Source organism: Streptomyces sp. NPDC051051 (assembly GCF_040682975.1).
Taxonomy (GTDB): Bacteria; Actinomycetota; Actinomycetes; order Streptomycetales; family Streptomycetaceae; genus Streptomyces.
The window spans coordinates 16,877-43,348 of sequence record NZ_JBFBCB010000043.1 but is presented as its reverse complement, the minus strand read 5'-3'; the positions used below and the strand labels follow the sequence as shown (position 1 = coordinate 43,348).

At 72.2% G+C, this 26,472-nt stretch carries 25 protein-coding genes and 1 riboswitch; of the genes, 10 read left to right on the top strand and 15 right to left on the bottom strand.

What is annotated here, in order from left to right; all coding sequences use genetic code 11:
• Positions 1-18: 18 nt before the first annotated feature.
• The 5 genes from AB0N31_RS27800 to thrC form a co-directional block, all read right to left on the bottom strand.
• The gene (locus AB0N31_RS27800; protein ID WP_366061168.1) at positions 19-1,143 is read right to left on the bottom strand and encodes an NADH:flavin oxidoreductase; all 1,125 of its coding nucleotides are present in this window, start codon (positions 1,141-1,143) and stop codon (positions 19-21) included.
• Between the two features lie 302 nt (positions 1,144-1,445).
• The gene (gene groL / locus AB0N31_RS27795; RefSeq protein ID WP_363086811.1) at positions 1,446-3,068 is read right to left on the bottom strand and encodes a chaperonin GroEL; all 1,623 of its coding nucleotides are present in this window, start codon (positions 3,066-3,068) and stop codon (positions 1,446-1,448) included.
• 352 nt (positions 3,069-3,420) lie between these two features.
• Positions 3,421-3,627: a cold-shock protein gene (locus tag AB0N31_RS27790; RefSeq protein ID WP_007493268.1), complete on the bottom strand. Its 207-nt coding sequence runs from the start codon at positions 3,625-3,627 to the stop codon at positions 3,421-3,423.
• A 465-nt stretch (positions 3,628-4,092) separates the two neighbouring features.
• Positions 4,093-4,368 carry a MoaD/ThiS family protein gene (locus AB0N31_RS27785; protein ID WP_366061167.1) on the bottom strand — a complete coding sequence of 92 codons (276 nt, stop codon included), beginning with the start codon at positions 4,366-4,368 and terminating at the stop codon, positions 4,093-4,095.
• Entirely contained in the window at positions 4,365-5,648 is a 1,284-nt protein-coding gene (gene thrC, locus AB0N31_RS27780) for a threonine synthase (protein ID WP_366061166.1), read from the bottom strand. The genes AB0N31_RS27785 and thrC overlap by 4 nt, the downstream gene beginning before the upstream one ends.
• Before the next feature lie 18 nt (positions 5,649-5,666).
• Positions 5,667-5,837, bottom strand: a riboswitch (SAM riboswitch).
• 169 nt (positions 5,838-6,006) lie between these two features.
• On the opposite strand from thrC, the gene AB0N31_RS27775 reads away from it, so the two are divergent.
• Both AB0N31_RS27775 and AB0N31_RS27770 read left to right on the top strand, forming a co-directional pair.
• Complete coding sequence (locus AB0N31_RS27775) at positions 6,007-6,951, top strand: glucosyl-3-phosphoglycerate synthase (RefSeq protein ID WP_366061165.1); 945 nt, start codon at positions 6,007-6,009, stop codon at positions 6,949-6,951.
• 131 nt (positions 6,952-7,082) lie between these two features.
• Positions 7,083-8,495 carry a trehalose-6-phosphate synthase gene (locus AB0N31_RS27770; RefSeq protein WP_366061164.1) on the top strand — a complete coding sequence of 471 codons (1,413 nt, stop codon included), beginning with the start codon at positions 7,083-7,085 and terminating at the stop codon, positions 8,493-8,495.
• A 106-nt stretch (positions 8,496-8,601) separates the two neighbouring features.
• On the opposite strand, the gene otsB is transcribed toward AB0N31_RS27770, so the two are convergent.
• From otsB to AB0N31_RS27755, 3 genes are all read right to left on the bottom strand, one after another.
• Complete coding sequence (otsB, locus tag AB0N31_RS27765; protein WP_366061163.1) at positions 8,602-9,468, bottom strand: trehalose-phosphatase; 867 nt, start codon at positions 9,466-9,468, stop codon at positions 8,602-8,604.
• A 165-nt stretch (positions 9,469-9,633) separates the two neighbouring features.
• A complete protein-coding gene (locus AB0N31_RS27760; protein ID WP_366061162.1) occupies positions 9,634-9,888 on the bottom strand; it encodes a DUF3263 domain-containing protein in 255 nt (84 codons plus the stop codon).
• 35 nt (positions 9,889-9,923) lie between these two features.
• Entirely contained in the window at positions 9,924-11,147 is a 1,224-nt protein-coding gene (locus AB0N31_RS27755; RefSeq protein WP_366061199.1) for an extracellular solute-binding protein, read from the bottom strand.
• Positions 11,148-11,352: 205 nt separating this feature from the next.
• Here AB0N31_RS27755 and AB0N31_RS27750 point away from each other — a divergent pair, with 205 nt between their 5' ends.
• From AB0N31_RS27750 to AB0N31_RS27740, 3 genes are all read left to right on the top strand, one after another.
• Positions 11,353-12,297, top strand: a complete 945-nt coding sequence (locus tag AB0N31_RS27750; protein ID WP_366061161.1) for an ROK family protein — start codon at positions 11,353-11,355, stop codon at positions 12,295-12,297.
• Complete coding sequence (gene nagA / locus AB0N31_RS27745) at positions 12,297-13,508, top strand: N-acetylglucosamine-6-phosphate deacetylase (RefSeq protein WP_366061160.1); 1,212 nt, start codon at positions 12,297-12,299, stop codon at positions 13,506-13,508. The genes AB0N31_RS27750 and nagA overlap by 1 nt, the downstream gene beginning before the upstream one ends.
• Before the next feature lie 137 nt (positions 13,509-13,645).
• Positions 13,646-14,590 (top strand): 1-phosphofructokinase family hexose kinase, encoded by a 945-nt coding sequence (locus AB0N31_RS27740; protein ID WP_366061159.1) that lies wholly within the window; start codon positions 13,646-13,648, stop codon positions 14,588-14,590.
• Positions 14,591-14,596: 6 nt separating this feature from the next.
• On the opposite strand, the gene AB0N31_RS27735 is transcribed toward AB0N31_RS27740, so the two are convergent.
• Positions 14,597-15,538 (bottom strand): carbohydrate-binding protein, encoded by a 942-nt coding sequence (locus AB0N31_RS27735; protein WP_366061158.1) that lies wholly within the window; start codon positions 15,536-15,538, stop codon positions 14,597-14,599.
• Positions 15,539-15,691: 153 nt separating this feature from the next.
• On the bottom strand, positions 15,692-17,377 hold the full coding sequence (cdgB, locus tag AB0N31_RS27730; protein WP_366061157.1) for a diguanylate cyclase CdgB: 1,686 nt from the start codon (positions 17,375-17,377) through the stop codon (positions 15,692-15,694).
• Positions 17,378-17,733: 356 nt separating this feature from the next.
• Here cdgB and AB0N31_RS27725 point away from each other — a divergent pair, with 356 nt between their 5' ends.
• Positions 17,734-18,312, top strand: a complete 579-nt coding sequence (locus AB0N31_RS27725; protein ID WP_366061198.1) for a flavin reductase family protein — start codon at positions 17,734-17,736, stop codon at positions 18,310-18,312.
• Between the two features lie 48 nt (positions 18,313-18,360).
• The gene (locus tag AB0N31_RS27720; RefSeq protein WP_366061156.1) at positions 18,361-18,852 is read left to right on the top strand and encodes a GNAT family N-acetyltransferase; all 492 of its coding nucleotides are present in this window, start codon (positions 18,361-18,363) and stop codon (positions 18,850-18,852) included.
• A gap of 49 nt (positions 18,853-18,901) precedes the next feature.
• Here AB0N31_RS27720 and arfB read toward each other — a convergent pair whose 3' ends face one another.
• Positions 18,902-19,339 carry an alternative ribosome rescue aminoacyl-tRNA hydrolase ArfB gene (arfB, locus tag AB0N31_RS27715; protein WP_366061155.1) on the bottom strand — a complete coding sequence of 146 codons (438 nt, stop codon included), beginning with the start codon at positions 19,337-19,339 and terminating at the stop codon, positions 18,902-18,904.
• Between the two features lie 147 nt (positions 19,340-19,486).
• On the opposite strand from arfB, the gene AB0N31_RS27710 reads away from it, so the two are divergent.
• Complete coding sequence (locus AB0N31_RS27710) at positions 19,487-20,062, top strand: TerD family protein (RefSeq protein ID WP_109000378.1); 576 nt, start codon at positions 19,487-19,489, stop codon at positions 20,060-20,062.
• Positions 20,063-20,171: 109 nt separating this feature from the next.
• Here AB0N31_RS27710 and AB0N31_RS27705 read toward each other — a convergent pair whose 3' ends face one another.
• Positions 20,172-21,584, bottom strand: a complete 1,413-nt coding sequence (locus AB0N31_RS27705; protein ID WP_366061154.1) for a M1 family metallopeptidase — start codon at positions 21,582-21,584, stop codon at positions 20,172-20,174.
• Between the two features lie 154 nt (positions 21,585-21,738).
• Here AB0N31_RS27705 and AB0N31_RS27700 point away from each other — a divergent pair, with 154 nt between their 5' ends.
• Positions 21,739-22,239, top strand: a complete 501-nt coding sequence (locus tag AB0N31_RS27700) for a hypothetical protein (protein ID WP_366061197.1) — start codon at positions 21,739-21,741, stop codon at positions 22,237-22,239.
• A gap of 21 nt (positions 22,240-22,260) precedes the next feature.
• Here AB0N31_RS27700 and AB0N31_RS27695 read toward each other — a convergent pair whose 3' ends face one another.
• A complete protein-coding gene (locus AB0N31_RS27695; protein ID WP_366061153.1) occupies positions 22,261-22,902 on the bottom strand; it encodes a hypothetical protein in 642 nt (213 codons plus the stop codon).
• Positions 22,903-22,907: 5 nt separating this feature from the next.
• A complete protein-coding gene (locus AB0N31_RS27690; RefSeq protein ID WP_366061152.1) occupies positions 22,908-23,618 on the bottom strand; it encodes a pentapeptide repeat-containing protein in 711 nt (236 codons plus the stop codon).
• A gap of 201 nt (positions 23,619-23,819) precedes the next feature.
• Between AB0N31_RS27690 and AB0N31_RS27685 the strand changes: the two genes are divergently transcribed.
• Positions 23,820-24,791 (top strand): zinc-binding dehydrogenase, encoded by a 972-nt coding sequence (locus tag AB0N31_RS27685; protein ID WP_366061151.1) that lies wholly within the window; start codon positions 23,820-23,822, stop codon positions 24,789-24,791.
• A 148-nt stretch (positions 24,792-24,939) separates the two neighbouring features.
• Here AB0N31_RS27685 and AB0N31_RS27680 read toward each other — a convergent pair whose 3' ends face one another.
• Positions 24,940-26,337: an FAD-dependent oxidoreductase gene (locus AB0N31_RS27680; protein WP_366061150.1), complete on the bottom strand. Its 1,398-nt coding sequence runs from the start codon at positions 26,335-26,337 to the stop codon at positions 24,940-24,942.
• Between the last annotated feature and the right edge of the window lie 135 nt (positions 26,338-26,472).

Here is a 26,472-nt window from a genome sequence, read left to right as displayed (position 1 = left end):
CGACCCCTGCGGCCGGGGTCAGCTCAGGGTCTTCAACGACGCCGCGTCGTACGGCTTCAGCTCGTCGAGTCGGCCGGCCAGGACCTTGGCCGCCCACTCCGGGTCCTGGAGCAGCGCGCGGCCGACGGCCACCAGGTCGAACTCGTCGCGCTCCAGCCGGTCGAGCAGGTCGTCGATGCTCCTGAGGGCGGAGCCCTCGCCCTGGAGGGCCTTGAAGAACTCGCCGTCGAGACCGACCGATCCGACGGTGATGGTGGGCCGGCCGGTCAGCTTCTTCGTCCAGCCCGCCAGGTTGAGGTCGGAGCCGTCGAACTCGGGCACCCAGTAGCGGCGCGTGGAGGCGTGGAAGGCGTCGACCCCGGCCGCGGCGAGCGGGGTGAGGATGGCCTCCAGCTCCTGCGGGGTCTCGGCGAGGCGCGCGTCGTAGGCCTCCTGCTTCCACTGCGAGTAGCGGAAGACGACCGGGAACTCCGGCGACACGGTCTGGCGCACGGCGGCGACGATCTCGGCCGCGAACCGGGTGCGGGCGACCGGGTCGCCGCCGTAGGCGTCGGTGCGGCGGTTGGTGCCCGCCCACAGGAACTGGTCGACCAGGTAGCCGTGGGCGCCGTGGATCTCCACGCCGTCGAAGCCGATGCGCTCCGCGGCGGCGGCGGCCTCGGCGAAGGCGCCGATGACGTCGTCCAGGTCGCGCTGGGTCATCGCCTTGCCGGTGCCCTCGGCGCCGTCCAGGCGCAGGCCGGAGGGGCCGACGGCGGGGGCGTCCGCGACGGGCGGCCGGCCCTGCTCGCGGACCATGCCGATGTGCCACAGCTGCGGCATGATCGTCCCGCCGCCCGCGTGCACGGCCTCGGCGACCTTCGCCCAGCCGGCCAGCTGCTCCTCGCCGTGGAAGCGCGGCACCCTGTCGCTCTGCCCGGCCGAGTCGTGGCCGACGTACGTGCCCTCGGTGACGACGAGACCGACACCGGCGGCGGCGCGGCGGCCGTAGTACGACGCCACGTCCTCGCCGGGGATGCCGCCGGGCGAGAACATGCGGGTCATGGGCGCCATGGCGATGCGGTTCGGGACGGTCAGGCCGTTGAGGGAGACGGGGCGCGCGAGGATCTCGGCGGCGCGGGCGGCGGCGGGGGTGGCAGTCACGACAGGGGACTCCTCGGAGGGGTCGCGGTGGACAGCGAGCAGCGGACATTCCGGACGGTATGTGCACATGCAAGCACCGCCCCTCCCCTCAACGGCGGCCCCGCCCCCGCCATTCCGCCCGCTCCCCCGCCACCCCTGTGATCCGAACCACGCCGGCCGGTCCGTCGGGGCGGCCCGGCCGCACGGAACGGCCCGCGGCCGCCCCGCACCACGACGTCGGCCCCCGGGAACGCCCGAGGGCGGTACCCCCTGCTGACGCAGGGGGTACCGCCCTCGGTGGGAAACCCGAGCCTCGATCAGGCTCAGAAGTCCATGTCACCGCCCGGCATGCCGCCGCCGGCCGGGGCCGCGGCCTTCTCCGGCTTGTCGGCGATGACGGCCTCGGTGGTGAGGAACAGCGCGGCGATCGACGCGGCGTTCTGCAGCGCGGAGCGCGTCACCTTCGCCGGGTCGATGATGCCCTCGGCGATCATGTCGACGTACTCGCCGGTCGCGGCGTTCAGGCCGTGTCCGACGGGCAGGTTGCGCACCTTCTCGACGATGACGCCACCCTCGAGACCACCGTTGACGGCGATCTGCTTGAGCGGGGCCTCCAGGGCGAGCTTCACGGCGTTGGCGCCGGTCGCCTCGTCACCCTCGAGGTCGAGCTTCTCGAAGACCGAGGTGGCCTGCAGCAGGGCCACGCCACCACCGGCGACGATGCCCTCCTCGACGGCCGCCTTCGCGTTGCGGACGGCGTCCTCGATGCGGTGCTTGCGCTCCTTGAGCTCCACCTCGGTGGCGGCGCCGGCCTTGATGACGGCCACGCCGCCGGCCAGCTTCGCCAGACGCTCCTGGAGCTTCTCGCGGTCGTAGTCCGAGTCGCTGTTCTCGATCTCGGCGCGGATCTGGTTGACCCGGCCCGCGACCTGCTCCGAGGAGCCGGACCCGTCGACGATGGTGGTCTCGTCCTTGGTGATGACGACCTTGCGGGCCTTGCCCAGGAGGTCCAGGGAGGTGTTCTCGAGCTTGAGACCGACCTCCTCGGAGATGACCTCGCCACCGGTGAGGATGGCGATGTCGTTCAGCATCGCCTTGCGGCGGTCGCCGAAGCCCGGGGCCTTGACGGCGACGGACTTGAAGGTGCCGCGGATCTTGTTGACGACCAGGGTCGACAGGGCCTCGCCCTCGACGTCCTCGGCGATGATCAGCAGCGGCTTGCCCGACTGCATGACCTTCTCCAGGAGCGGGAGCAGGTCCTTGACGTTGGAGATCTTGGAGTTCGCGATCAGGATGTACGGGTCGTCGAGGACGGCCTCCATACGCTCCATGTCGGTCGCGAAGTACGCCGAGATGTAGCCCTTGTCGAAGCGCATGCCCTCGGTGAGCTCGAGCTCGAGACCGAAGGTCTGCGACTCCTCGACGGTGATGACGCCTTCCTTGCCGACCTTGTCCATGGCCTCGGCGATCAGCTCGCCGATCTGGGTGTCGGCGGCGGAGATGGAGGCCGTCGAAGCGATCTGCTCCTTGGTCTCGACATCCTTCGCCTGCTCGAGCAGGGCACCGGAGACGGCCTCGACGGCCTTCTCGATACCGCGCTTGAGAGCCATCGGGTTGGCGCCGGCCGCCACGTTGCGCAGGCCCTCGCGGACCAGCGCCTGGGCGAGGACGGTCGCGGTGGTCGTACCGTCACCGGCGACGTCGTCCGTCTTCTTGGCGACTTCCTTGACCAGCTCGGCGCCGATCTTCTCGTACGGGTCCTCGAGCTCGATCTCCTTGGCGATGGAGACACCATCGTTGGTGATCGTGGGGGCGCCCCACTTCTTCTCGAGGACGACGTTGCGGCCCTTGGGGCCGAGCGTCACCTTCACGGCGTCCGCGAGCTGGTTCATGCCGCGCTCGAGGCCGCGCCGCGCCTCCTCGTCGAACGCGATGATCTTGGCCATGTGAAGTGGTCCCTCCAGGACTGGGGGTGATTCCTTCGGACCGCGCCCGCGCCCGCGACGGACGGCTCGCCGGCCCCGTGGTTCCTTGCCCCACCTGGCCTGCGGGCCTCACCGACCCGGTCCTTCGTTGTCACTCTCACCTTCAGAGTGCTAACGCAATGATTAGCACTCGCCTGTGCCGAGTGCAAGCGCCCCCCCGAGATCCGCAGGCGAACGGGGGGTGGCGGCGGACGCCGTCGGGTGATCGCGCACGGCTCCGGACACGCCGAAGGGCTCGCACCCCGGGAGGTGCGAGCCCTTCGCTGACGGAGCTGATGGAACAGAAGAACGTCGCTGCAAGTCGGCGCGTGCTTCAGCCGGTCGCGAGCCGGACCATGTCCGCCTGCGGCCCCTTCTGACCCTGCGAGATCTCGAAATCGACCCGCTGGCCCTCTTCCAGGGTGCGGTATCCGTCCATCTGGATCGCGCTGTAGTGGACGAAAACATCCGCACCACCGTCGACCGCGATGAAGCCGTACCCCTTCTCCGCGTTGAACCACTTGACGGTGCCCTGAGCCATGCCTAACTCCCCTATTACTGGCCCTTGCACAGATCCACACTTCGCGGATCCGGGTCAGACCTCACCCCCCAGTTGGTTGGGGGTGTGCGCCGGAACGCGTCGACCGCGGCCGAATGTATCTGTCCAACTGCCGTCTGCAACAGGTCAATCGGACGAGAAATCTGGACGCGAAGGGTCCGGAGAAGAGTGAGAGTTCGCCCGGATTCAGGGCAAGTCGGGCCCCACAAAGGGAATGAAAGGCGCAAAACACATGCGCACTTTGGCTGTTTCTCATCGCCTGCCCCGACGGAACTCCTCTGCGGCCGGCAGGCGACGGGCGACGCGTTCCCCAACTCTACCGCGCTCAACCACACTGAATTGCCCCCTCCGCTTCTCTCGCGGAGGGGGCAATTCGATGAACTCTCGGTAATCCCTGTTACCGACGGTTACTACCGGCAGGTACTACCGACGGGTACGGAACACCGGTCAGCCGCCGGCCACGGCCGGGATGATGGAGACGCCGGCGCCGTCCGGGGTCGCCGTCTCCAGCCCCTGCTCGAAGCGCACGTCGTCGTCGTTGACGTACACGTTGACGAACCGGCGCAGCTTGCCCTGGTCGTCCAGGACGCGGGCGGCGATGCCGGTGTGGTTCTTCTCCAGGTCGGTGATGACCTCGCCGAGGGTCGCGCCCTCGGCCGGGACCTCGGCCTTGCCACCGGTGTAGGTGCGCAGGATGGTCGGGATGCGGACGGTCACGCTCATGCGAGGCCAGCCTCTCGGAAGGAGTCCAGGTTGGGGCGGATGGTGGCGGTCAGACCGGTGCCGGCCACCGCGTCGAGGGTCTTGAGGCCGTCGCCCGTGTTGAGGACGACGGTGGTCTTCGTCGGGTCCAGGAGACCGTTCTCGATCAGCTTCCTGGTCACACCGACCGTCACGCCGCCGGCGGTCTCCGCGAAGATGCCCTCGGTCTGCGCCAGCAGCTTGATCGCGTCGACCACCTGCTCGTCGTTCACGTCCTCCACCGCGCCACCGGTACGGCGCGCGATGTCCAGGACGTAGGGCCCGTCCGCCGGGTTGCCGATGGCGAGGGACTTGGCGATGGTGTCCGGCTTCTGCGGCCGGACCACGTCATGCCCCGCCTTGTAGGCGACGGACACCGGCGAGCAGCCCTCGGCCTGCGCACCGAAGATCTTGTACGGCCCGTCCTCGACGAGGCCGAGCTTGATCAGTTCCTGCAGCCCCTTGTCGATCTTCGTGAGCTGCGAGCCGGAGGCGATCGGCACGACGAGCTGGTCGGGGAGCCGCCAGCCGAGCTGCTCGCAGATCTCGTACGCCAGCGTCTTGGAGCCCTCGGCGTAGTACGGCCGCAGGTTGACGTTGACGAAGCCCCAGCCCTCGCCGGCCGGGTCGCCGATCAGCTCGGAGCAGAAGCGGTTCACGTCGTCGTAGTTGCCCTCGATGCCGACGAGTTCGCCGCCGTAGATCGCGGCCATGACGACCTTGCCCTGCTCCAGGTCGTGCGGGATGAACACGCAGGAGCGGAAACCGGCGCGGGCGGCGGCGGCGCCGACGGCACCGGCCAGGTTGCCCGTGGAGGAGCAGGAGAGGGTGGTGAAGCCGAAGGCGCGGGCGGCCTCGATGGCCTGGGCGACGACGCGGTCCTTGAAGGAGTGCGTCGGGTTGCCGGAGTCGTCCTTGACGAACAGCTTGCCGGCGTCGACGCCCAGCTCGCGGGCCAGGTTGTCGGCCTGGACGAGCTTGGTCCAGCCGGGGTTGATGTTCGGCTTCTCCGCCACGTCGGCCGGGACGGGCAGCAGCGGCGCGTAGCGCCAGATGTTCGCGGGGCCCGCCTCGATGCGCTTGCGGAGCTCCTCGGTCTCGTAGGACGAGAAGTCGTACGCGATCTCGAGCGGGCCGAAACACTCCTCGCAGGCGAAGACCGGGCCGAGGGGCACGCGGTGTCCGCACTCGCGGCAGGAGAGCGCCGTGGCGGGACCGAGATCGACGGAGTTCGTGGTGCTTGCAACTGTCTGCGCAGCCATGTGAGGCGAGGCCCTTTCTCCTCATCTTCCTCACGACGCATCTCGCCGTGAGACGGATTTGGCACCTTCCCTAGCCGGGAGCCTCGCCACATCGACGTGACGCGTGGGCGGTCACGCCTGGCGGCGCGCGCGGCTGGAGGGTTGCCGGGGCTTCATCGGGCCGTATCCCTCTGCCCCTCTGGATGAGCGGTATGAAGTTGTGAACAGCGGCCACCTCGGACATGCGATGGTCATCCGCGTTGTTCAAGACTGTAACCGAAGGCCAGGACAGTTGAGACAGACGTCCGAACCGCGAGATGGATCACACGGTCACCCCGCGTGCACCGCGTGTGATCACGACAGTGAGGAGCCGCAGACCGTGCTGAAAGAAGCTGAAGCCTGGCTGGCCACCCGCTCCTGGTCCGTGACCGACCGCCCGCTGCACCGCGTCCTGGCCGCGAAGCGCGCCTCGGGCCAGTCGGTGTCCGTGGTGCTGCCCGCCCTGAACGAGGAGGAGACGGTCGGTGACATCGTCGCGGTCATCCGCCACGACCTGATGCGGCAGGTGCCCCTCGTCGACGAGATCGTCGTCGTCGACTCGGGCTCCACCGACCGCACGTCGCAGGTCGCCGCGGCGGCCGGGGCGCGCGTCGTCCACCGGGACGAGATCCTGCCCCGGATACCGGCCGTGCCGGGCAAGGGCGAGGTGCTGTGGCGGTCGCTGCTCGTGACGACCGGGGACATCGTCTGTTTCGTCGACGCCGACCTCAAGGAGTTCTCCTCCGACTTCGTCTCGGGGATCGTGGGCCCGCTGCTCACCGAGCCCGGCGTGGACCTGGTCAAGGCGATGTACGACCGCCCGCTGGGCGGCGCTGCGGGCCAGGGCGGCCGGGTCACCGAACTCATGGCCCGCCCCCTGCTCAACATGCACTGGCCGCAGCTGGCCGGCTTCGTGCAGCCGCTCGGCGGCGAGTACGCGGCCCGCCGCAGCCTGCTGGAACAGCTCCCGTTCCCCGTCGGCTACGGCGTGGAGCTGGGCATGCTCGTCGACGCCCTGCACCTGGTCGGCCTGGACGCCCTCGCCCAGGTCGACGTCGGCGTCCGCAAGCACCGCCACCAGGACGGGCAGGCACTCGGCAGGATGGCGGCGGCGATCTACCGCACCGCGCAGCTCCGGCTGGCCCGCGGGCACCTGATCCGCCCCGCCCTCACCCAGTTCGAGCGGAGCGCGGACGGCTTCGAGCCGCGCACCTACTCCGTGGACACCGAGGAACGGCCGCCGATGGCGGAGATCGCCGAGTACGCGGAACGCAAGGTCGCCTGACGGGCCGTGGGTGCGGCCGGCCGGACACGACCGCACCACCCGGTCCGGCGGCCGTACACGGCCGGACATGACCCGGCCACGGACCGCATCCGTACGTTTGAGCGTTTACGGACCGGGCTAGGTTGTGGCGTATGGCTTCCACGCGTGCTGCTGTTGCTGAGGGTGCTCAGGTGCTGGTCGCGTCCAACCGCGGCCCGGTCTCCTACCAGGTGCGCGAGGACGGTTCGCTGCACGCCAGAAGGGGCGGCGGCGGACTGGTCTCGGGCCTGTCGGCGATCGGGCCGGACGCGGGCGCCCTGTGGGTGTGCTCGGTGCTCTCCGACGACGACCGCGAGGCGGTGCGGCGCGGGGTCGGCGAGGACGGCGTCCGGATGCTCGACATCCCGGCCGACGTGCACGCCGACGCGTACAACGGCATCGCCAACTCCGTGCTCTGGTTCATCCACCACCTGCTGTACCAGACCCCGCTGGAGCCCGTCTTCGACGCGGAGTTCCGGCGCCAGTGGGCGTCGTACGAGACGTACAACCGCGCGTTCGCGGAGGCGCTCGCTGAGGAGGCCGGCCAGGGCGCGGCGGTCCTGGTGCAGGACTACCACCTCTGTCTGGTCCCGGGCATGCTCCGCGAGCTGCGGCCCGACCTGCGCATCGGCCACTTCTCGCACACGCCGTGGGCGCCGGTGGACTACTTCGCGCTGCTCCCCTCCGACATCCGCGCGCAGCTGCTGCGCGGCATGCTCGGCGCGGACCGCCTGGGCTTCCTGACCAGGCGCTGGGCGGACGCCTTCACCGCGTGCTGCGCGGAGTTCGTGGACGGCCCCGGCGGCACCGAGATCGGGGTGCACGGCCTCGGGGCCGACGCCGACTTCCTGCGCGCCCGCTCCCACGAGAGCGACGTCGAGGAGCGCATCGTCGCCCTGCGCGAGGAGATCGGCGAGGGCCGCAAGGCCATCGTGCGCGTCGACCGCACCGAGCTGTCGAAGAACATCGTGCGCGGCCTGTTGGCCTACCGGCAGCTCCTCGACGACCACCCCGAGTGGCGCGAGCGCGTCGTCCACGTGGCGTTCGCCTACCCCTCCCGCCAGGACCTCGCCGTCTACCGCGACTACACGGCCGCGGTGCAGCGGCTGGCGGAGGAGATCAACGAGCGGTACGGCACACCCGGCTGGACCCCGGTCGTGCTGCACGTGAAGGACGACTTCGCCCGCTCCCTGGCCGCGTACCGCCTCGCCGACGTGGCCCTGGTCAACCCCATCCGCGACGGCATGAACCTGGTCGCCAAGGAGGTCCCGATCGTCTCCGACGAGGGCTGCGCCCTGGTGCTGTCCCGTGAGGCCGGGGCGTACTGGGAGCTGGGCGAGGACGCGATCGTGGTGAACCCCTACGACGTCCTGGAGACCGCCGGCGCCCTGCACGAGGCGCTGAGCATGGCGCCGGCGGAGCGGGCGGAGCGCAGCAAGAGGCTGACGGCGGCCGCGACCGCGCTCCCTCCGGCCCTGTGGTTCCTGGAGCAGTTGCAGGCCCTCCAGGCCCTCCGCCGCGACTGACCGGAGAGCACCCGCAACGGTCCCGCCCCCGGTCCGCCCGCCGGGGGCACCCGCAGCGGTCCTACTCCCCCGGCCCGCCCCCTGGCGGGCCCGCGCACCCGGCCCCTCACCGCAGCTCGTCCGAGAGCGCCCGCAGCAGCCCCACCACCCCGGCGGGGCCCTCGACGACCAGGTCCGCCCGCTCCGACAGTTCGGTCACCTCGGAGCTGCCGCTGGCCACGAGCAGACCGGGGACGCCGTCGGAGCGGAGCTTCTCGACGGCGGCGAAGGCGGGCAGGTCCCCGAGGTCGTCGCCGGCGTAGAGAACCGCCCCGGCGCCGATCTCGCGGACGTACTCCGTCAGCGCCACGCCCTTGTCCACGCCCGGCGGTCGCAGCTCCAGCACCATCCGGCCCGGTTCGACGACGAGTCCGTGCCGGGCCGCGAGGCCGGCGAGCGGGCGGCGCAGCGCCTCGAACGCGGCCTGCGGGTCCTCCGCCCGCCGCGTGTGCACGGCGACGGCCCGCCCCTTCTCCTCGACCCAGGTCCCCGGCCACGCCCCGGCCGCCTCCAGCACGGCGGGCAGCTCGGCCCGCACGGCCGCGACACCGGGATGCGGCGCGGGCGCGGAGACGGTCCCGGTGCGGGCGTCCCACCGCTCGGCCCCGTAGTGCCCGAGCACGGTCAGGCGCTCCAGCCCCGGCACCCCGGCGAACCCGCCGTTGCTCACCGCCACGGCGGCGGGCCGTCCGGTGACCACGGCGACCGAGGCCACCTTCGGCGCCAGCTCCGCGAGCGCGGGGAGCGCGTCCGGATGCGGCCGCGCGTCCTCCGGGTTCTCGACGATCGGCGCGAGCGTCCCGTCGAAGTCGAGCGCGACGAGCACGGTGCGCGGCGCGGCCAGGATCGCGGCGAGCGCCTCGCGGCCGTGGGGGGTGGTGGGGGTGGGGAGGGAGGAGTGGGAGTCCGTGGAGTGCGTCTCGTGGGTGCCCATACGGTGACGATAACCGGACGGGATCGACGGCGAGGGGGACGGGTCCACGGCCGGACGGGTCCGCACTTCCCGGTGCCGGGCACGGCGGCCCAGCGCGTCCGGGGGCAACAGCCCCGGGGACGGCGCCCCCCTGCCCGCCCGCGCGGGCTCCCCGTCCACGCACGCTCACCGCTCCGCCCGGCGGGCCTCCCGCACCCGGCGGAGCCGGTTCACCGTCACCGGATCGTGCGCCAGCGCCCGTGCGTCGTCCAGCAGCGCGTTGAGCAGCTGGTAGTACCGCACGGGCGACAGGTCCAGCTCCTCACGGATCGCCCGTTCCTTCGCGCCGGGCCCCGGGAACCCGCGCCGCTCCAGGGCGAGGATGTCCCGCTCCCGCGCCCCGAGCCCCTCGTGCCCGTCCTCGTCCGCTGCCCGCTCCATGCCCCGCACGGTAGCCCAACCGCACGGGACGCGGCTCAGCCGCCGGTGCCGCTCTCCGCGGTGGTGGCCGTCGTCTGGAGCTGGCCGAGGACTCCGGCCGGGCTGCCACCGGGCTGCACGGCCTGACCGATCCGCCTCTTCACGTCCGCGCTGACCGCCGCCCAGGAGGTGCGCCCCACCGGGTACAGCTCGGACACCGGCAGCTGGTCGAGGAAGGGCTTGAGGTCGGCGTCCTCGGGGGCGGCCGTCATGGTCTGGGAGGCGGAGTTGGTGACGGGCAGCAGGTCGTACTCGTGGGAGAAGTCGAGGACGTTCTCCTCGCTGTAGACGAAGTTCAGGAAGTCCTTGATCTGCTCGGCGTGGCCGTTCTGCTTGAAGGCGGTCATCCAGTCGGCGACGCCCATGGAGACCTTGGTCGGCCCGTCGAGGCCGGGCATCGGGACCATGCCGAACTTCACGCCCTTCTTCGCGGCCGTCTTCATCAGCGAGGGGTGCCCGTTGAGCATGCCGACCTGGCCGGCCGCGAACGCGGCGAACGCGTCGGCCCGGTTGAGCTTGCCCGGTGCGACCGGCCCGGTGAGGTCCTTGCCGACCAGTTCGTTCTTCAGCCAGGTGAAGGTGTGGACGTTCTCGGTGGAGTCGAGGCTGTAACCGGTGGCGGTCCCGGTGTAGCCGCCCCCGCCGCTGAGCAGCCACTGCATGGTCTCGGCCTGTGCCTCTTCGGGACCGAGGGGCAGGGCGTACGGGTACTTCACGCCGTCCGCCTTCAGCGCCTCCGCGTCCTTCGCCAGCTCGGCCCAGGTGGTCGGCGCGGTGATGCCTGCCTCGGCGAAGAGGGTCTTGTTGTAGAACAGCAGCCGCGTCGAGGAGGCGAACGGCATGCCGTACTGCACGCCGTGCACCTCGCCCGCGTCGGCGAGCTGGGGCACGAAGTCGGCCTGGACGGGGATGGAGAGGACGTCGCCGGCCGGGTAGAGGAGGTCCTCGGCTGCGTAGTCGGCGTAGGCGCCGATCTGGGCCATGTCGGGGGCCTTGCCGGCGTCGACCAGCTCCTTGACCTCGCGGTCGACGTCGTTCCAGGAGTGGACGGTGACCTCGACGGTGACGTCGGGGTGGTCCTTCTCGTAGGCCTCGACCAGCGCGTCCCAGTACTTCCTGGAGCTGTTGGCGTCGCTGTCGCCGTAGTCGGCGGCGACGAGCGTCAGGGTGACGCCACCGGAGCCGCCGGTGACCCCGCAGCCGGCGAGGACCGCCGTCATGCCCAGGGCGGCTGCCACCGCGATCGTTCCCGACTTCGCTGCCCGCCGCTGCACTGTGCTCTCCCGCTCCCCTGGACGGCCGGGCCCCGTGTGCACACACCATCCACACATGATTGCTCCGACCAATGAAACCGATATACGGATTAAGGTCTACACCACGCAAGTGGACTAGACCTCTTGCGGGTCCTCGGGCCACACTGTCCCCGTGAGACATGTCATCGCCCTCGATGTGGGCGGCACCGGGATGAAAGCCGCCCTCGTCGGGGCGGACGGCGCGCTGCTGCACCGGGCCCGCCGGGCCACGGGCCGCGAGCGCGGTCCCGACGAGGTCGTCGCCGGCATCCTCGACTTCGCCGCCGAACTGCACGCGTACGGCGCCGAGCACCTCGGCGAGGGCGCGGCCGCGGCCGGAGTCGCGGTCCCCGGCATCGTCGACGAGGCGAACGGCGTCGCCGTCTACGCCGCCAACCTCGGCTGGCGCGACGTCGGCCTGCGCCGGCTCCTCACCGGCCGGCTCGGCGGCATCCCGGTGGCCCTCGGCCACGACGTCCGCACCGGCGGACTCGCGGAGGGGCGGATCGGCGCGGGCCGGGGCGCCGACCGCTACCTCTTCGTGGCCCTCGGCACGGGCATCGCGGGCGCCATCGGCGTGGCCGGCCGGGTGGAGGCGGGCGCGCACGGTTTCGCGGGCGAGATCGGCCACGTCGTCGTACGCCCCGGCGGTACGCCCTGCCCCTGCGGGCAGCGCGGCTGCCTGGAGCGGTTCGCGTCGGCGGCGGCGGTCGGCGAGGCGTGGGCGGCGGCCTGCGGGGACCCGGAGGCGGACGCGGCGGACTGCGCGAAGGCCGTCACGTCCGGCGACCCGAACGCCGTCCGGATCTGGCAACAGGCGGTCGACGCACTCGCCGACGGCCTGGTCACCGCCCTCACCCTGCTGGACCCGCGCGCCCTCATCATCGGTGGCGGCCTCGCCGAGGCGGGGGAAACCTTGTTCACACCGCTGCGGAACGCCGTCCGCCGGCGGGTCACCTTCCAGAAGCTCCCGGACATCGTCCCGGCGGCGCTGGGCGACACCGCCGGATGCCTGGGGGCGGGGCTCCTGGCCTGGGATCTCCTCACAACGACCGACGGCACGGAGGTAACACCCTGATGGCCACCCCTCCAGGGGCGCGAGGCGCCACGGCACGCGGCTCCGCCGTATGGGCGCGAGACGCCACCACGCACCCTCAGGTACTCACCGGCGCCAGGGTCGTGCTCCCCACCGGCACGGTGCCCGACGGCCGCGTCACCGTCGACGGTACGAAAATCGTCCCCGACGCCCCGCGGGGAGCCGCCCACGTCGTCGACGTGACGGGCCACTGGCTGGTCCCCGGCTTCGTCGACCTGCACAACCACGGCGGCGGCGGGGCCTCCTTCTCCGGCACCGCCGACGAGGTGCACCGGGCGATCCGCACCCACCGCCGCCACGGCACCACCACGCTCGTCGCGTCCACCGTCACCGACGACATGGACGTCCTGGTCCGGCAGGCCGGCCTGCTCAGCGAACTGGCCGAACAGGGCGACCTGGCCGGCATCCACTTCGAGGGCCCGTTCATCTCGCCGTGCCGCAAGGGCGCGCACGCGGAGGGCCTGCTGCGCGACCCGGACCCGGCCCAGGTGCGCAAGCTCGTCGACGCGGCGCGCGGCAGGGCGAAGATGGTCACCCTGGCGACCGAGCTGCCGGGCGGCATCGACTCCGTACGGCTGCTGGCCGAGCACGGGGTGATCGCGGCCGTCGGCCACACGGACGCCACGTACGAGCAGACGGTGGCGGCGATCGCGGCGGGCGCCACGGTCGCCACCCACCTCTTCAACGCCATGCCCCCGCTCGGGCACCGCGCGCCGGGACCGATCGCCGCGCTGCTGGAGGACGAGCGGGTGACGGTCGAGCTGATCAACGACGGCGTCCACCTGCATCCGGCGGCACTGGAGCTGGCGTTCCACCGGGCGGGCGCGGGACGGGTCGCGTTCATCACGGACGCGATGGACGCGGCCGGCACCGGCGACGGCCGGTACCTGCTGGGCCCGCTGGAGGTCGAGGTCAGCGAGGGCGTGGCCCGGCTGGTGGAGGGCGGTGCGATCGCCGGCTCCACGCTGACCCTGGACCGCGCGTTCAAGCGGGCGGTGACGGTGGACCGGCTGCCGGTGGAGGACGTGGTCGCGGCCCTGTCCGCGAACCCGGCCCGGCTGCTGGGCATGGCCGACCGGGTGGGCTCCCTGGAGCCGGGCAAGGACGCCGACCTGGTCCTGCTGGACGAGAACTTCGACCTCAAGGGCGTGATGCGGCAGGGGGTTTGGGTGGTGGATCCACAACTGGGCTGAAATCTCCGCCCGCACGGGGACGGCGGCCGACCCGGGGACTGGGCCGACCGCCGTCTCTTTGGCATGATCAGGCCGTCCGGAAGGGCGAATTCAAGCAAACGGCGGCCGAACGCCGCTGATCGGGGAGGTCGGGCCAGGTGATCCTCACGGTCACGCCGAACACCGCTCTGGACGTCACCTACCGCGTCCCGGCCCTGCTCCCGCACGTCACGCACCGGGTGACCGAGGTGGCGGAACGTTCCGGCGGCAAGGGACTGAACGTGGCGCGCATCCTGGCCGCCCTCGGGCACGAGGTGACGGTCACCGGCTTCGCGGGCGGCCCCACCGGCCGCGTCGTACGGGAGCGGCTCACCGGCGTGACCGACGCGCTCGTCCCGTGCGCCGCCCCGACCCGCCGCACGCTCACCGTGGCCGACGGACGCACCGGGCAGACCACGCGGTTCGACGAACCGGGCCCGGTCATCACCCCCGCCGAGTGGTCCGCCTTCCAGGAGACGTACGAGCGGCTGCTGGCCGGCGCCGACGCGGTGGCCCTGTGCGGCAGCCTGCCGCCGGGGGTGCCGGTGGGCGCGTACGGAGGCCTGGTGCGCACCGCGCGGGCCGCGGGCGTACCCGTGCTGCTGGACACCGGCGGCGAGGCGCTGCGCCGCGCGGTCGCGGCGCGCCCGGACCTGATCAAGCCCAACGCCGGGGAACTGGCCGAACTGACCGGCTCCCACGAGCCGCTGCGCGCGACGCAGGACGCCCGCCGGCGCGGCGCCCGCTCGGTGGTGGCGTCCCTGGGCGCACAGGGCCTGGTCGCGGCGACCCCGGAGGGCCTCTGGCGCGCCACCCCGCCGGCCCGTCCGCTCGGCAATCCGAGGGCCCGGCTGCCCGGCACCCGGGCGGGCGCCGGTGACGCGGTCTCCGCGGGCCTGCTCTCGGGCCTCGTCGAACGGCTCCCCTGGCCCGGGACCCTGGCCCGCGCGCTCGCCCTGTCCACGGCGACCGCCCTGTCCCCGACGGCCGGCGAGTTCGACCGGGCCGTCTACGAGGACCTGCTGGGCAGGGTCGCGGTGACCGGGGAGGTCACCGCGGCCTGACCGCGGTCAGCGCTTGACCTCGCCCTTCTTCAGCCAGAACTGGTCCAGGAGCACGTTGCACTTGTCGCCGTTCTCGCAGGACAGGCTGATGGTGTTGGTGCCCTTGGTGAGCCTGGGCCAGGCGTAGGTGGTGGTCCAGCCCTTCACGAAGTCGCCCTCGGCGGCGTGCGCGTAGTTCTCCATGCTCAGCGGCTGGCCGAACTTCTTGCCGTTGACCGTGAGGGTCATCGACTGGTCCTCGCCGGCGGTGCTGTAGTGCGCGAAGAGCGTGTACGCGCCGTCCTCGGGGATGCCGTCGACGCTCCAGGTGACGGAGTTGCCGACCTGGTTCAGGGAGACGTAGATGCCGCCGTCGGCCTGGGCGCCCTGGACGTCGGAGGCCAGTGCGGCCGCGCCGCCGAGGCGCAGGGCCTTGGCGTCGATCGTCGGCAGCTCGACCTCGTCCTCGGCGTCGCCGCTGCTGGAGGCGCTGGGCGAGGCGCTCTCGGAGACGGTGGGCGCGGAGGAGACCTCGCCGCCGGCCTTGTTGTCGTCCTCCGAGTCGCCGCCCGTCATCGCCACCGCGATGCCGATGACGACGGCCGCGACCACCGCGACCGCGCCGATCAGCAGGCCCTTGGTGTTGGGGCCGCGGCCCCGGCCGCCGCCGAGCCCCTGCTGCCGGTTGCCGGTGGTCGCGCCACCGGCGCCGGAGAAGGTCTCGGGCCCCGCGGGAGCGCCGTTCGGCCGGCCGTACGCACCCTGCTGGGGCGGCGCCTGCTGCCCGTACTGCGCGGTCTGCTGCTGGCCGTACTGGCGCTCGCCGACCGGGCGCACCCGGTTGACCGACGGGTATCCGTAGCCACCGCCGGACGGAGGCTGGGCTCCGTTGGCCTGGCCGTCGGCGTAGAGGTAGCCGAACGGGTCGTCGTCCTCGGGCGTACTCGCGCCGTTGTTGCCGGGCGTCATCCCTTCGTACTCCTCAACAGGTGCGGGGCGGATGCGGTCCGCGTATCCCTACGCGTCCATACGTGCGGAGAAGAGCGAGCCTACCCGCTCCGGACCCGCCGAACGGGTGACCCGGATCGCATCGTTGCGGGCAGCCGGGCGCTGACCTGCGGATCAGCCCGCCCGTCTGTGCTGTTTGGGACGAGATCGTTTCTCTACGTACATCCGCTCGTCGGCGGACTTCAACACCTCGTCCGCGGTCATCCCGCAGTGCGCCCAGCCGATGCCGAAGCTGGCGCCGACCCGGACGGCCCGTCCCTCGGCGCGGATCGGCTGGATGATCTCGTTGCGCAGGCGTACGGCGAGGTCCTGGGCGTCGGCGCGGCCGAGGCCGTCGGCGAGAATCACGAACTCGTCGCCGCCGAGCCGGGCGACGGTGTCGCCGTCGCGGACGCCCCGGGAGAGCCTGCGGGCGACCTCGATCAGGACCGCGTCACCGGCGTTGTGCCCGAACCGGTCGTTGATCGACTTGAAGCCGTCGAGGTCGCAGAAGAGGACCGCGAGCCCCTTGGCGCCGTCGTCGCGGACGCCGTCCTCGGGGGCGACGGTGTGCACGTGGTGGTCATAGGCGTCGAACCGCTCCGCGCTACCGAACCGCTCCGCGCCGTCGGACCGGAAGTCGAAGCCGTGGTCGTGGGTGTCGAAGGCGGGGTGCCCCTGGGCGTCCATCGCGTCGACGGCGGCGGGGTGGGCGGACTGCGGGCGCGCGCAGAGCCGGGAGGACAGGCGCGAGCGCAGCTCGGCGGAGTTCGGCAGGCCGGTGAGGGAGTCGTGGGAGGCGCGGTGGGCGAGCTGGAGTTCGCGGCGCTTGCGGTCCTCTATGTCCTCGACGTGGGTGAGGAGGAAGCGGGGACCGTCGGCGGCGTCGGCGACGACGGAGTTGCGCAGCGACACCCAGACGTACGTCCCGTCGCGGCGGCCGAGGCGCAGTTCGGCGCGGCCGCCCTCGGCGGAGGTCCGCAGCAGGGTGCCGATGTCCTCGGGGTGGACGAGGTCGGAGAAGGAGTAGCGGCGCAGCGCGGAGGCGGGGCGGCCCAGCAGGCGGCACAGGGCGTCGTTGGTGCGCAGGATCCGGCCGTGCTGGTCGCCGCCCATCTCGGCGATGGCCATGCCGGAGGGGGCGTACTCGAAGGCCTGGCGGAAGCTCTCCTCGCTGGCGCGCAGGGCCTGCTGTTCACGTTCGAGGCGGACCAGGGCGCGCTGCATGTTGGACCGCAGACGCGCGTTGCTGATGGCGATGGCGGCCTGGAAGGCGTACATCTGGAGGGCTTCGCGGCCCCAGGCGCCGGGCCGTCGGCCGTTGCGCGGGCGGTCCACGGAGAGGACGCCGATGAGTTCGCCGCAGGCGCCGTTGCCGCCGGGAGCGGCGGGCGTGTACATGGGGGCGAACAGGCGGTCGGAGGGGTGCCACTCGTCCTCGAAGCGGGGCGCGGGCCCGTCCGTGTACCACTGCGGGACGTCGTCGTCGTCGAGGACCCAGCCCTCGGTGTGGGGTATGAAGACCAGGTCGCCCCAGGTCTCGCCCATGCTCAGCCGTCGCTCCCAGGAGTCGCGGGAGCCGACCCGGCCGGTGATGAGGGCCTCGGCGGCGGGGTCCCCGGAGAGGGCGGCGACGACGAGGTCGCCGTCGGGACGCACGAGGTTGACGCAGGCCAGTTCGTATCCGAGGGCGGTCACGACGCCGTTGGCGACCGTCTGCAGCGTGTCGGCCAGGCTGCGGGCCGTGTTCATGTCGGCCATGACCTGGTGCAGCTGTCGCAGGGACGCAAGACGGACGTAAGGCTCCGACTCGGCCTCCATGCTCGCCCTCCCCCCGAGACTTCGCAGCGAATCAAGGGTTGTCTTCGGCGTAACGTCGTTTCTGTCGTTGCGCATGTCGTTGTGTCCGTACCGGTGACGCCTCCGCCACTGAATCACAGCGCGCTGCCCACTCGGTACACAGGGTCAACAATTCCCGCCCCTTGTGACTCAAGTCACAGGAAAACCTGAGCAATTGAGAAGGGTTTCTACGTTTTTCCCTGTGTGTTTACTGAGCGTACGTCTCCCCTTCCGGAGAGGGTACGGGAATCGGTCCGGGGACCTACGACCGTACTCGGGCGAAGGTCCGATGCGGGCCGGCCGGACCGGGGACTAGCGTGCGCAGCGTGCCTGCCGACCTGCTCAAGACCCCACCCGCCGCGTCCGCTCCCGCCGGCCCCTCCGGGCATGCTGTGGGGGTGAGCGACGAAGAGTTCCGTGCCGCCATGTCCCGGCTGGCCGGCGGAGTGGTCCTGGTGACCGCACAGGAGCCCCCGCTGGACCCGGACGACCCGGGGGCGCCGGAGGGCGAGAACGCCGGGATGACGGCCACGGCGTTCCTGTCCGTCTCCCTGGAGCCGCCCCTGGTGCTGGTCAGCCTGCGCACCGGCTCCCGGATGGACGACCTGATCGACGAGCAGCCCCTGTGGGCGGTGTCGGTGCTGTCGGAGAGCCAGCGGCACATCGCCGGACGCTTCGCGATGAAGGGCCGGCTCAGCGACCGGCTCCTCTTCGAGGACCTCCCGTACACCCGCGGCGAGGCCACCGGCGCACCCCTGCTCGGCGGCGCGCTGGCCACGCTGGAGTGCCGCACCGAGCAGCGGGTGGCGGCCGGGGACCACACACTGGTGATCGGCCGGGTGCTGCACGCGCGCGTGCCGAGCACGGAGGGCGGACCGCTGCTCTATTTCAAGGGCCGTTACCGCCGCTTGGGCTGAACGGCAATTCAGTGGCCGCGCCCGGAACTCCCCTCCTACGCTCGCCCCATGACCACCCCACCGACGACTTCCGCCCTCCGCCTCGAAGAAATAACCGCCGCAAATCTGGAAGCCGCTCTCGGCATTCGGGTCCGCCCCGAGCAGGAATTCGCGGTCTCCCCCGTGGTGAAGTCCCTCGCGGAGGCGTATGTGCATCCCGGGGTCGCCTGGCCGCGCCTCGTCGTCGACGGCGAACGGCCCGTCGGCTTCCTGATGGCCTTCTTCGACATCGACTGGCGCGGGGACGGCAGCCTGATCCGCTCCGGCCTGTGGCGGCTGAACATCCAGGCGGACGAGCAGGGCCGCGGCTACGGCCGGTTCGCCGTCGAGTCCGTCGCCCGGCAGATCCGCGACCGCGGCGGCGAGGAACTGTACGTCACCTGGCACCCCGGCACCCACGGCCCCGAGGACTTCTACCTCGGCCTGGGCTTCCGCGACACGGGGGAGCGCAGCGGGAGCGAGACGGTGGGGGTCCTGGCGCTGGAGCGTGTACAGGAGTGAAGCCGCACGGCCCGGCGCCGAAGGCCACGGCCGCCCGGTGGCGCGATCCTCATCCCCAGTCCCGGCCCGTCCTGCCGCGCTTGGTCTCCGAGCGCTGCTTCTTCTGCCGCAACCGGCGTTCGTTGATCCCGCGCGGGATGCGGGTGGGGCGGCGCGGCTTGGGCGGCGGAGCCGTGGCCTCGGCGAGCAGGGAGGCCAGGCGTACGGCGGCGGCCTCGCGGTTGCGCCACTGCGAACGGTGCTCGGAGGCGCGGACGGAGACGACGCCGTCGACGAGGCGGCCGGCGAGCCGCTCCAGCGCGCGGGCCTTCCACACCTCGGGCAGCGCCTCGGTGCGCGCCAGGTCGAAGCGCAGCTCCACCTGCGAGTCGCTGGTGTTGACATGCTGCCCGCCGGGCCCCGAGGAGCGCGAGAAACGCCACACCAGCTCGGCCTCGGGAAGGCAGACGGAGCCTCTGATGACATGGGGACCGGACATGCCGTACATGTTCCCCCACCTGACCCGTCCACGTCACGCGAATTAGGTTTTGGCAAAGAAAGTAAAGACACGGGGAACCTTGGCGACCCCTCGCGGCGTTCATAGGGGTAGCTGTAGTTTCGTGCCCGTTGTACAACGAGGGAAGGACTCCCAACAATGGCTGTAAGCCTGTCCAAGGGTGGCAACGTCTCGCTCACCAAGGAGGCTCCGGGCCTGACCGCCGTCACCGTGGGCCTCGGCTGGGACGTCCGCACCACCACCGGCACGGACTTCGACCTCGACGCCTCGGCGATCGCGGTCAACCCGCAGGGCAAGGTCTACTCCGACGCCCACTTCGTCTTCTTCAACAACAAGCAGACGCCGGACCAGACCATCGTCCACACCGGTGACAACCGCACCGGCGAGGGCGCAGGCGACGACGAGGCGATCAACGTCAACCTCGCGGGCCTCCCCGCCGACATCGACAAGATCGTCTTCCCGGTCTCCATCTACGACGCGGAGAACCGCTCGCAGAACTTCGGCCAGGTCCGCAACGCCTACATCCGCATCGTCAACCAGGCCGGCGGCGCCGAGATCGCGCGCTACGACCTGTCGGAGGACGCGGCCACCGAGACGGCCATGGTCTTCGGCGAGCTGTACCGCAACGGCGCCGAGTGGAAGTTCCGCGCCGTCGGCCAGGGTTACGCCTCGGGCCTGGTGGGCATCGCCCAGGACTTCGGCGTCAACGTCTGACGGACGCGACGCCCTGTCGGAGCCCTCAGCCGTGCAGGCCGGGGGCTCCGCCGTTCGCGGCGACTCCGCCGTTCGCGGGGCATTCGGCCCGGGCGCCGCTGACGGCGGGTCAAAGGCGTTCCGGCCTGCCCTTCCCGTACAGCCAGTCGCGCCAGAGCGGCTCGAAGTCCTGGTCCGGGACCTGCTCCTCCACGTACGCCGTGAAGTCGCCGGTGTCCGCGTTGCCGTGGCGGTGGGCGGCGGTCCAGCCCTGGACGAGGTCGTAGAAGGCGTCGTCGCCGACGGCCTGCCGGATCTTGTGGACGACCATCGCACCGCGCTGGTAGACGGGGTCGGCGGAGATCTCGGCGGCGTCCGTGGGCCGCGCGGGCGGGAAGTCCCAGAGGTCCTCGTAGGTGTCCTCGCCGTGCTCGTACAGCTCGGTGAAGGTCTCCTCCGCGGTGGGGCCGCCCTCGTCCTCCGTCCACAGCCACTCGGCGTAGGTCGCGAAGCCCTCGTTGAGCCACATGTCCCGCCAGGTCCTCGGGGTCACGGAGTTGCCGAACCACTGGTGGGCGAGTTCGTGGACGAGGAGTTCGACTTCCGGGGCGCCCGGGAAGACGGGGCGGTTCTGCGTCTCGAGGGCGTACGCGGAGTCGCGCGGGCGGTCGACGATCGCGCCGGTGGAGGAGAAGGGGTACGGGCCGAAGTTGTCCGCCGCCCACTCCATGACCTCGGGCAGCCGGGCCAGCGCGGTGCGGCTCGCGGCGGCCTGGGTGGGGTCGACGGCGACGTACACCGGCAGGCCGTCGCCGGTGCGGGACCGGGTGACGGTGTACCGGCCGATCGCGAGCGTGGCCACGTGGCTGGCCACGGGTTCGGCGGCGTGCCAGACGAACGTCGTACGGCCGCCGGTGGTCCGCTCGCCGCGCAGCTCCCCGTTGGACACGGCCGTCAGGCCCCGCGGCACGGTGACGGCGATGTCGTAGGACGCCTTGTCGGAGGGGTGGTGGTTGCCGGGGAACCAGGCCATGGAGCCGGTCGGTTCGCCGAGCGCCAGCGCCCCGTCCGCGGTCCGCAGCCAGCCCTCCTCCGAACCGTCCGGGTCGGTGATCGTCTCGGGGCGGCCGGCGTAGCGCACGGTGACCTCGAAGATCTCGCCCTTGTCGAGGCGGTCCTCGGGGCGGACGGTCAGCTCCTGTCCGTCGCGGTCGAAGGACGCGTCGCGGCCCTCGACGGTGACCTCCTCGACCGTCATGCCCGTCAGGTCGAGGTCGAAGGCGGAGAGGGGCTCGGTGGCGCGGGCGGTGAGGCGGGCCGTGCCGGACAGGCGGCGCCCGGCGGGGTCGTAGGCGAGGTCGAGGCCGTAGTGACGGACGTCGTAGCCGCCGTTGCCCGCCTTCGGGAAGTACGGGTCGCCGACCCCCGCGCCGCCGACGTCGTCCGGCCCGCTCCCGTCGCAGCCGGAGAGGGCGAGGGGCAGGGCGAGACCCCAGACGGCGGCCACGGCGACGGCCCTGACAAGGCGCGCGGATCGGGACATGTGAGCGATCCTAGGCGGGCGCGGATCAGGACATGTCAGGGATCGCGGAACCACGCGGACCGGGAGATGCCGGGGATCGCGGGACCACGCGGACCGGGAGATGCCGGAAATCTCAGGGGCGCCCGCCCCTTCGACCCGTGACACCATCATCTACGTGCTCGACATCGGCTACGCCCTCTCCAACCGCTTCCCCGACCCCCCGCAGACCGACTACCGCCGCGCGGACGTCCACGCGCTGCGGCACGACCTGTTCTGCGGGGACGTCTACCTGGCCGACACCAAGGCGGACCGGGAGATCTCCACAGCCTGGGGATGGGTGCCGGTGCTCGACTTCGCGTGGGCGCTGTGCGACATCGTGGAGCAGCTCGACCGGGATCCCAAGGGCTCCCGCGCCTCCCGCCCCCAGCACGCTGAGCTGGACTTCACCGAGTCCACCGACCGCATGCTCTTCGAGCGCCGCTTCGGCTGGGTCGACATCGAGGCCGACTGGATGCCGGCCGAGGAACCCCCGCTGACCTTCTCCCACGCCGAACTGCGTCGCGAGGCACGCGACTTCCTGCACGACCTGATCGCGGACCTGGTCGACCTCCACGACGACCTGGACGAGAACCCGGCGATCTGGACCCTCCAGGCCCGCTTCCCCCGACTGGGCTGAGCAGCGCTGGCCAGCCCTGCCTCACCCGGCCGGCGCCGGCCGCGCCGCCCCGCCGAGCGTCACCAGGTCCCCCGCCGCCGTGCCGTGCGGCAGGTCTCCCCGGGCCAGGTACCGGAAGCCCGTGGTCAGCCGGGCCGCGTCGAGCCGCAGGCAGGCCATCACGTCGTAGTGCCGCGCTTCGGCGAGGGCGTACCTCCCATCGTCCCCGTCGTCGGGATCCAGCGGCACGCCGCGCAGCGCGGATTTTAGTGCCGCACGGTCCACGGGACCCGCGGCCAGGGGCAGGAAGGCGTCCGGATCGACGCCCTCCGGTGCCGGGAACGTGAAGTCGTCCACGGGGGACAGCGGATTTCCGTTCTCGTCGATCTCCGGCTCGTCGAAGTAGCCGGGGTAGGAGTCGTAGTGGAGCCGGAGCACACCGTCCTCGTGAACAAGCATCACGAGGACGTCCGAGTCGAACACGTACGTCCCCACCGCCGGCGCCCCGAGCAGCTTGCTCAGTCCTTCCGCGACATCACCCGACGAGGTCTCCGGGTCGGGGTAGACCACGGTGTGCCCCGGTCCCACCGGCAGCGCGTACCCGGTGACGCCCTCCTCCGCCAGCAGCGGCACCGCCTCCTCGAAAGGCCGTGCCACCAGCACGTTTCCGTAGAACGACCCCATCCGCCTCAGTCCTCCACCCTGATCCCCAGCTCCGCCGCCAGCACCGGTGCCAGATCCAGTAGTTGACCGGTGCTGATCACCGCGCCGGACAGACGGTCCAGGCCGCCCGCGATGCCCAGCTCGGTCGCGCCGCGCAGGTCGGCGTCCGTCAGGGTCGCCGCCGTGAAGTCGGCCGACTTCAGGGCGCAGTCCACGAACTCCACGCGCTCCAGGCGGGCCCCCGCGAAGTCCGGCTCGACCAGCACGCAGCTCTGGAAGACGACGTCCCGAAGCCGGGCCTGACGCAGATTCAGGTAGTCGATCTTGCCGCCGCGGATCAGCACCCGCTCCAGGACCGCGCCGTGCAACTGCGTCCCGCCCAGACGGGCGTCGACCAGCTCGACGTCGCGCAGGGTCGCCTCGGCCAGGTCGGTGCCGACGCCGCGGATGCCGGTGAGGACCGAGTCGAGCAGGCGGGCGTGGTGCAGACGCGTCCCGTCCAGCACGCAGGCCGACAGCGCGCAGTCCATGAAGCGGGCGCCCCCGCCGTCCTGCCCGCAGAGGTCCGACTCGCGGAACTCCACCCCGTCGTAGTCCCCGTCGGGTTCCAGCCCTCCGCCGCCGTACGGTTCGAGGGGCGGCAGCCGCACCTCCGGCCGCCGCGCGGCCTTCACCCGGCCGCCGCCGCCCGTGGCCGTCCTCGCCCTGCTCCCGCCGCCCGCACCCGTCCTCGCCATGCCCCCATGCTGCACCCCGCCACTGACAATCCCCGCCGGCCGGCGCGAACGCCCTCGATCCGCCGTCCTGTCCCCCCCGGCCGCAGCAGCCTTGACCTCAAGCGTGCTCGAGGTCGCAGAGTGGGCGCACAGGGCCTCGCACGACCGTGCGGGACCGCGCGGGACCAGCCGGGTCCACGCGAGCGACTCCGGAGGAACCTCATGCACGCCGTCCGCCTGCACGCCTTCGGCCCGGCCGGGAACCTCACCTTCGAGGAGGTCGAGGACCCCCTCCCGGCGCCGGGCCAGGTACGCGTCGCCGTCGGGGCGGCCGGCGTGCACCTGCTGGACACCGCCCTGCGCGAGGGCTTCCAGAAACCCCAGCCGCAGCCGACGGTGCTGCCGACCGTCCCCGGCCGGGAGGTCGCCGGGGTCGTCGAGTCCCTCGGCGAGGGGGTGGACGGCGCATGGCTCGGCAGACGCGTCGTCGCCCACCTCGGCTTCGCTCCCGGGGGCTACGCCGAACTCGCCGTCACCGACGTCGACCGCCTCCACGAGATCCCGGCGAACCTGGACGCCGCCCGGGCGGTCGCGATGATCGGCACGGGCCGTACGGCGCTGGGGATCCTCCAGTTCGCCGAACCGGGCCCCGGGACGGTGGCCGTCGTCCCGGCCGCCGCGGGCGGCATCGGCACCCTGCTCGTGCAGTACGCGAAGAACGCGGGCGCCACGGTCGTCGGGCTCGCCGGCGGGCCCGCGAAGACGGCCCTGGTCAGGGAGAACGGCGCCGACCTCGCCGTCGACTACACCGACCCGTCCTGGCCGGGGAAGGTCCGCGCCTTCCTGGGCGGCAGGCCCGCCACCGTCGTCTTCGACGGCGTCGGCGGCGAGGTCGCCCGCGAGGCGGTGGCGCTGCTCGGCCCCGGCGGCAGGCACCTCGTCTTCGGCTGGTCGGCGGAGGGCGTCCGGGACGGCAGGGGCCACTTCGTGGACGGCGTCTCGCAGTCGGTCCTCGGCCCGGTGATGCTGGAGAGGGCGGGTGGTCTGCGCCCCCTGGAACTGCGCGCCCTCACCGAGGCCGCCACGGGCCGCCTCGTCCCCTCCGTCCACCGCTTCCCCCTGCGCGAGGCGGCCGCCGCCCACCGCGCCCTGGAAACCCGCCGGACGACCGGCAAGGTGGTCCTGGAGCCCTGACACGACCACAGCCGCTCGACGGCCCGCCGGCCCCCGCGCGACCACAGCCGTTCGACGGCCGACCGGTCCGGTCCCTCACCCGACCGCAGCCGTTCGACGGCCGACCCGTCCGTTTCCTGCCGCGACCGCAGCCGCTCGGCGGCCGGCCTCAGTGCCGCCCCGCCACCCGGTCCGCCAGCCGCGCCAGCCGTGACGACCCGGCGCTGTGGGTCTCCGTCTCCCGGCGGTCCGCCGCCCGGTAGGTGGCGTACATGCCCTGCACGCCCAGCCAGCGCAGCGGCTCCGGCTCCCACCGGCGGACCCGGTGGCCGACCCACGGCAGCTCCGTCAGGGCCGTCCGCCCGGCCTGCCCGGAGTCCAGCCGGACGAGGTCGCACAGCGTGCGCCCGGCGAGGTTGGCGGTGGCGACGCCCGAGCCGACGTACCCGCCCGCCCAGCCGAGGCCCGTCGAACGGTCCAGGGTGACCGTCGCGCACCAGTCCCGCGGCACGCCGAGCACCCCCGACCAGGCGTGCGCGACCCGTACCCCGGCCAGCGCGGGGAAGAACGCGACGAGGATCTCGCGCAGCGCCTCGACGGTCGCCTCCCGCGTCCGCCCGTCGTGGTCCGTCCTGGACCCGAAGCGGTACGGCACCCCGCGCCCGCCCAGCGCGATCCGTCCGTCGGCGGTGCGCTGGGCGTACATGTAGGCGTGCGCCATGTCGCCCAGCGTCTCCCTGCCGTCCCAGCCGAGCGCCGCCCACTGCTCGTCGGTCAGCGGCTCGGTGGCGATCATCGAGGAGTTCATGGGCAGCCAGGTCCGCCGCTGTCCCTTCAGCGAGGCCGTGAAGCCCTCGGTGCACCGCAGCACGTACGGCGCCCGCACGGTCCCGTACGGCGTCACCGCGTGCCCCGCCCGGATCTCGGTGACCGGCGTCGACTCGTGCACCACGACGCCCAGCGCCTCGACGGCCGCCGCCAGCCCCTTCACCAGCTTCACCGGGTGCACCCGCGCCCCGTGCGGGGTCCACGTGGAGCCGACCGCGCCGGCCACCCGGACCCGCGCGGCGGTCTCCCGGGCGCCGTACAGCTCACGGTCCTGCTCGCCGTACGCCAGCTCGTGTGCGTGGAAGGCCTTCAGCCGCGCCAGCTGGGCGGGCGTACGGGCCACTTCGAGGACCCCGCCGCGCTGCACGTCGGCGTCGATCGACTCGTCGCCGGCCACCCGGATCACCTCGGCGACGGTGCCGTTCATCGCCCGCTGCAGGCGTACGGCGGCGTCCCTGCCGTGCAGCTTCGCGTACCGATCGCGGCCCGCGATGCCGTTGTAGAGCCAGCCGCCGTTGCGCCCGGAGGCCCCGTACCCGCAGAACCGCTGTTCCAGGACGGTGATCCGGAGGAAGGGCGCGGCCTTCTTCAGGTAGTACGCGGTCCACAGGCCCGTGTAGCCGCCGCCGACGATCACGACGTCCGCGGAGGCGTCACCGGAGAGCGGCTCCCGCACCGCGGGGAGGCCGTCGTCCGCGTACCAGTAGGAGATCCCGCCGTTCACGACACCGCTGCTCATGGCCGGACGCTAACCCGCCCGAGCGGCCGGTGTCCCCTTCGGATTCCGTCGACGGCGGGAGGGACCGGAGACAATGGAGCCCCCTGTCGGACTCGAACCGACGACCTTCGCTTTACAAGTTCCCCCCGACGGCTC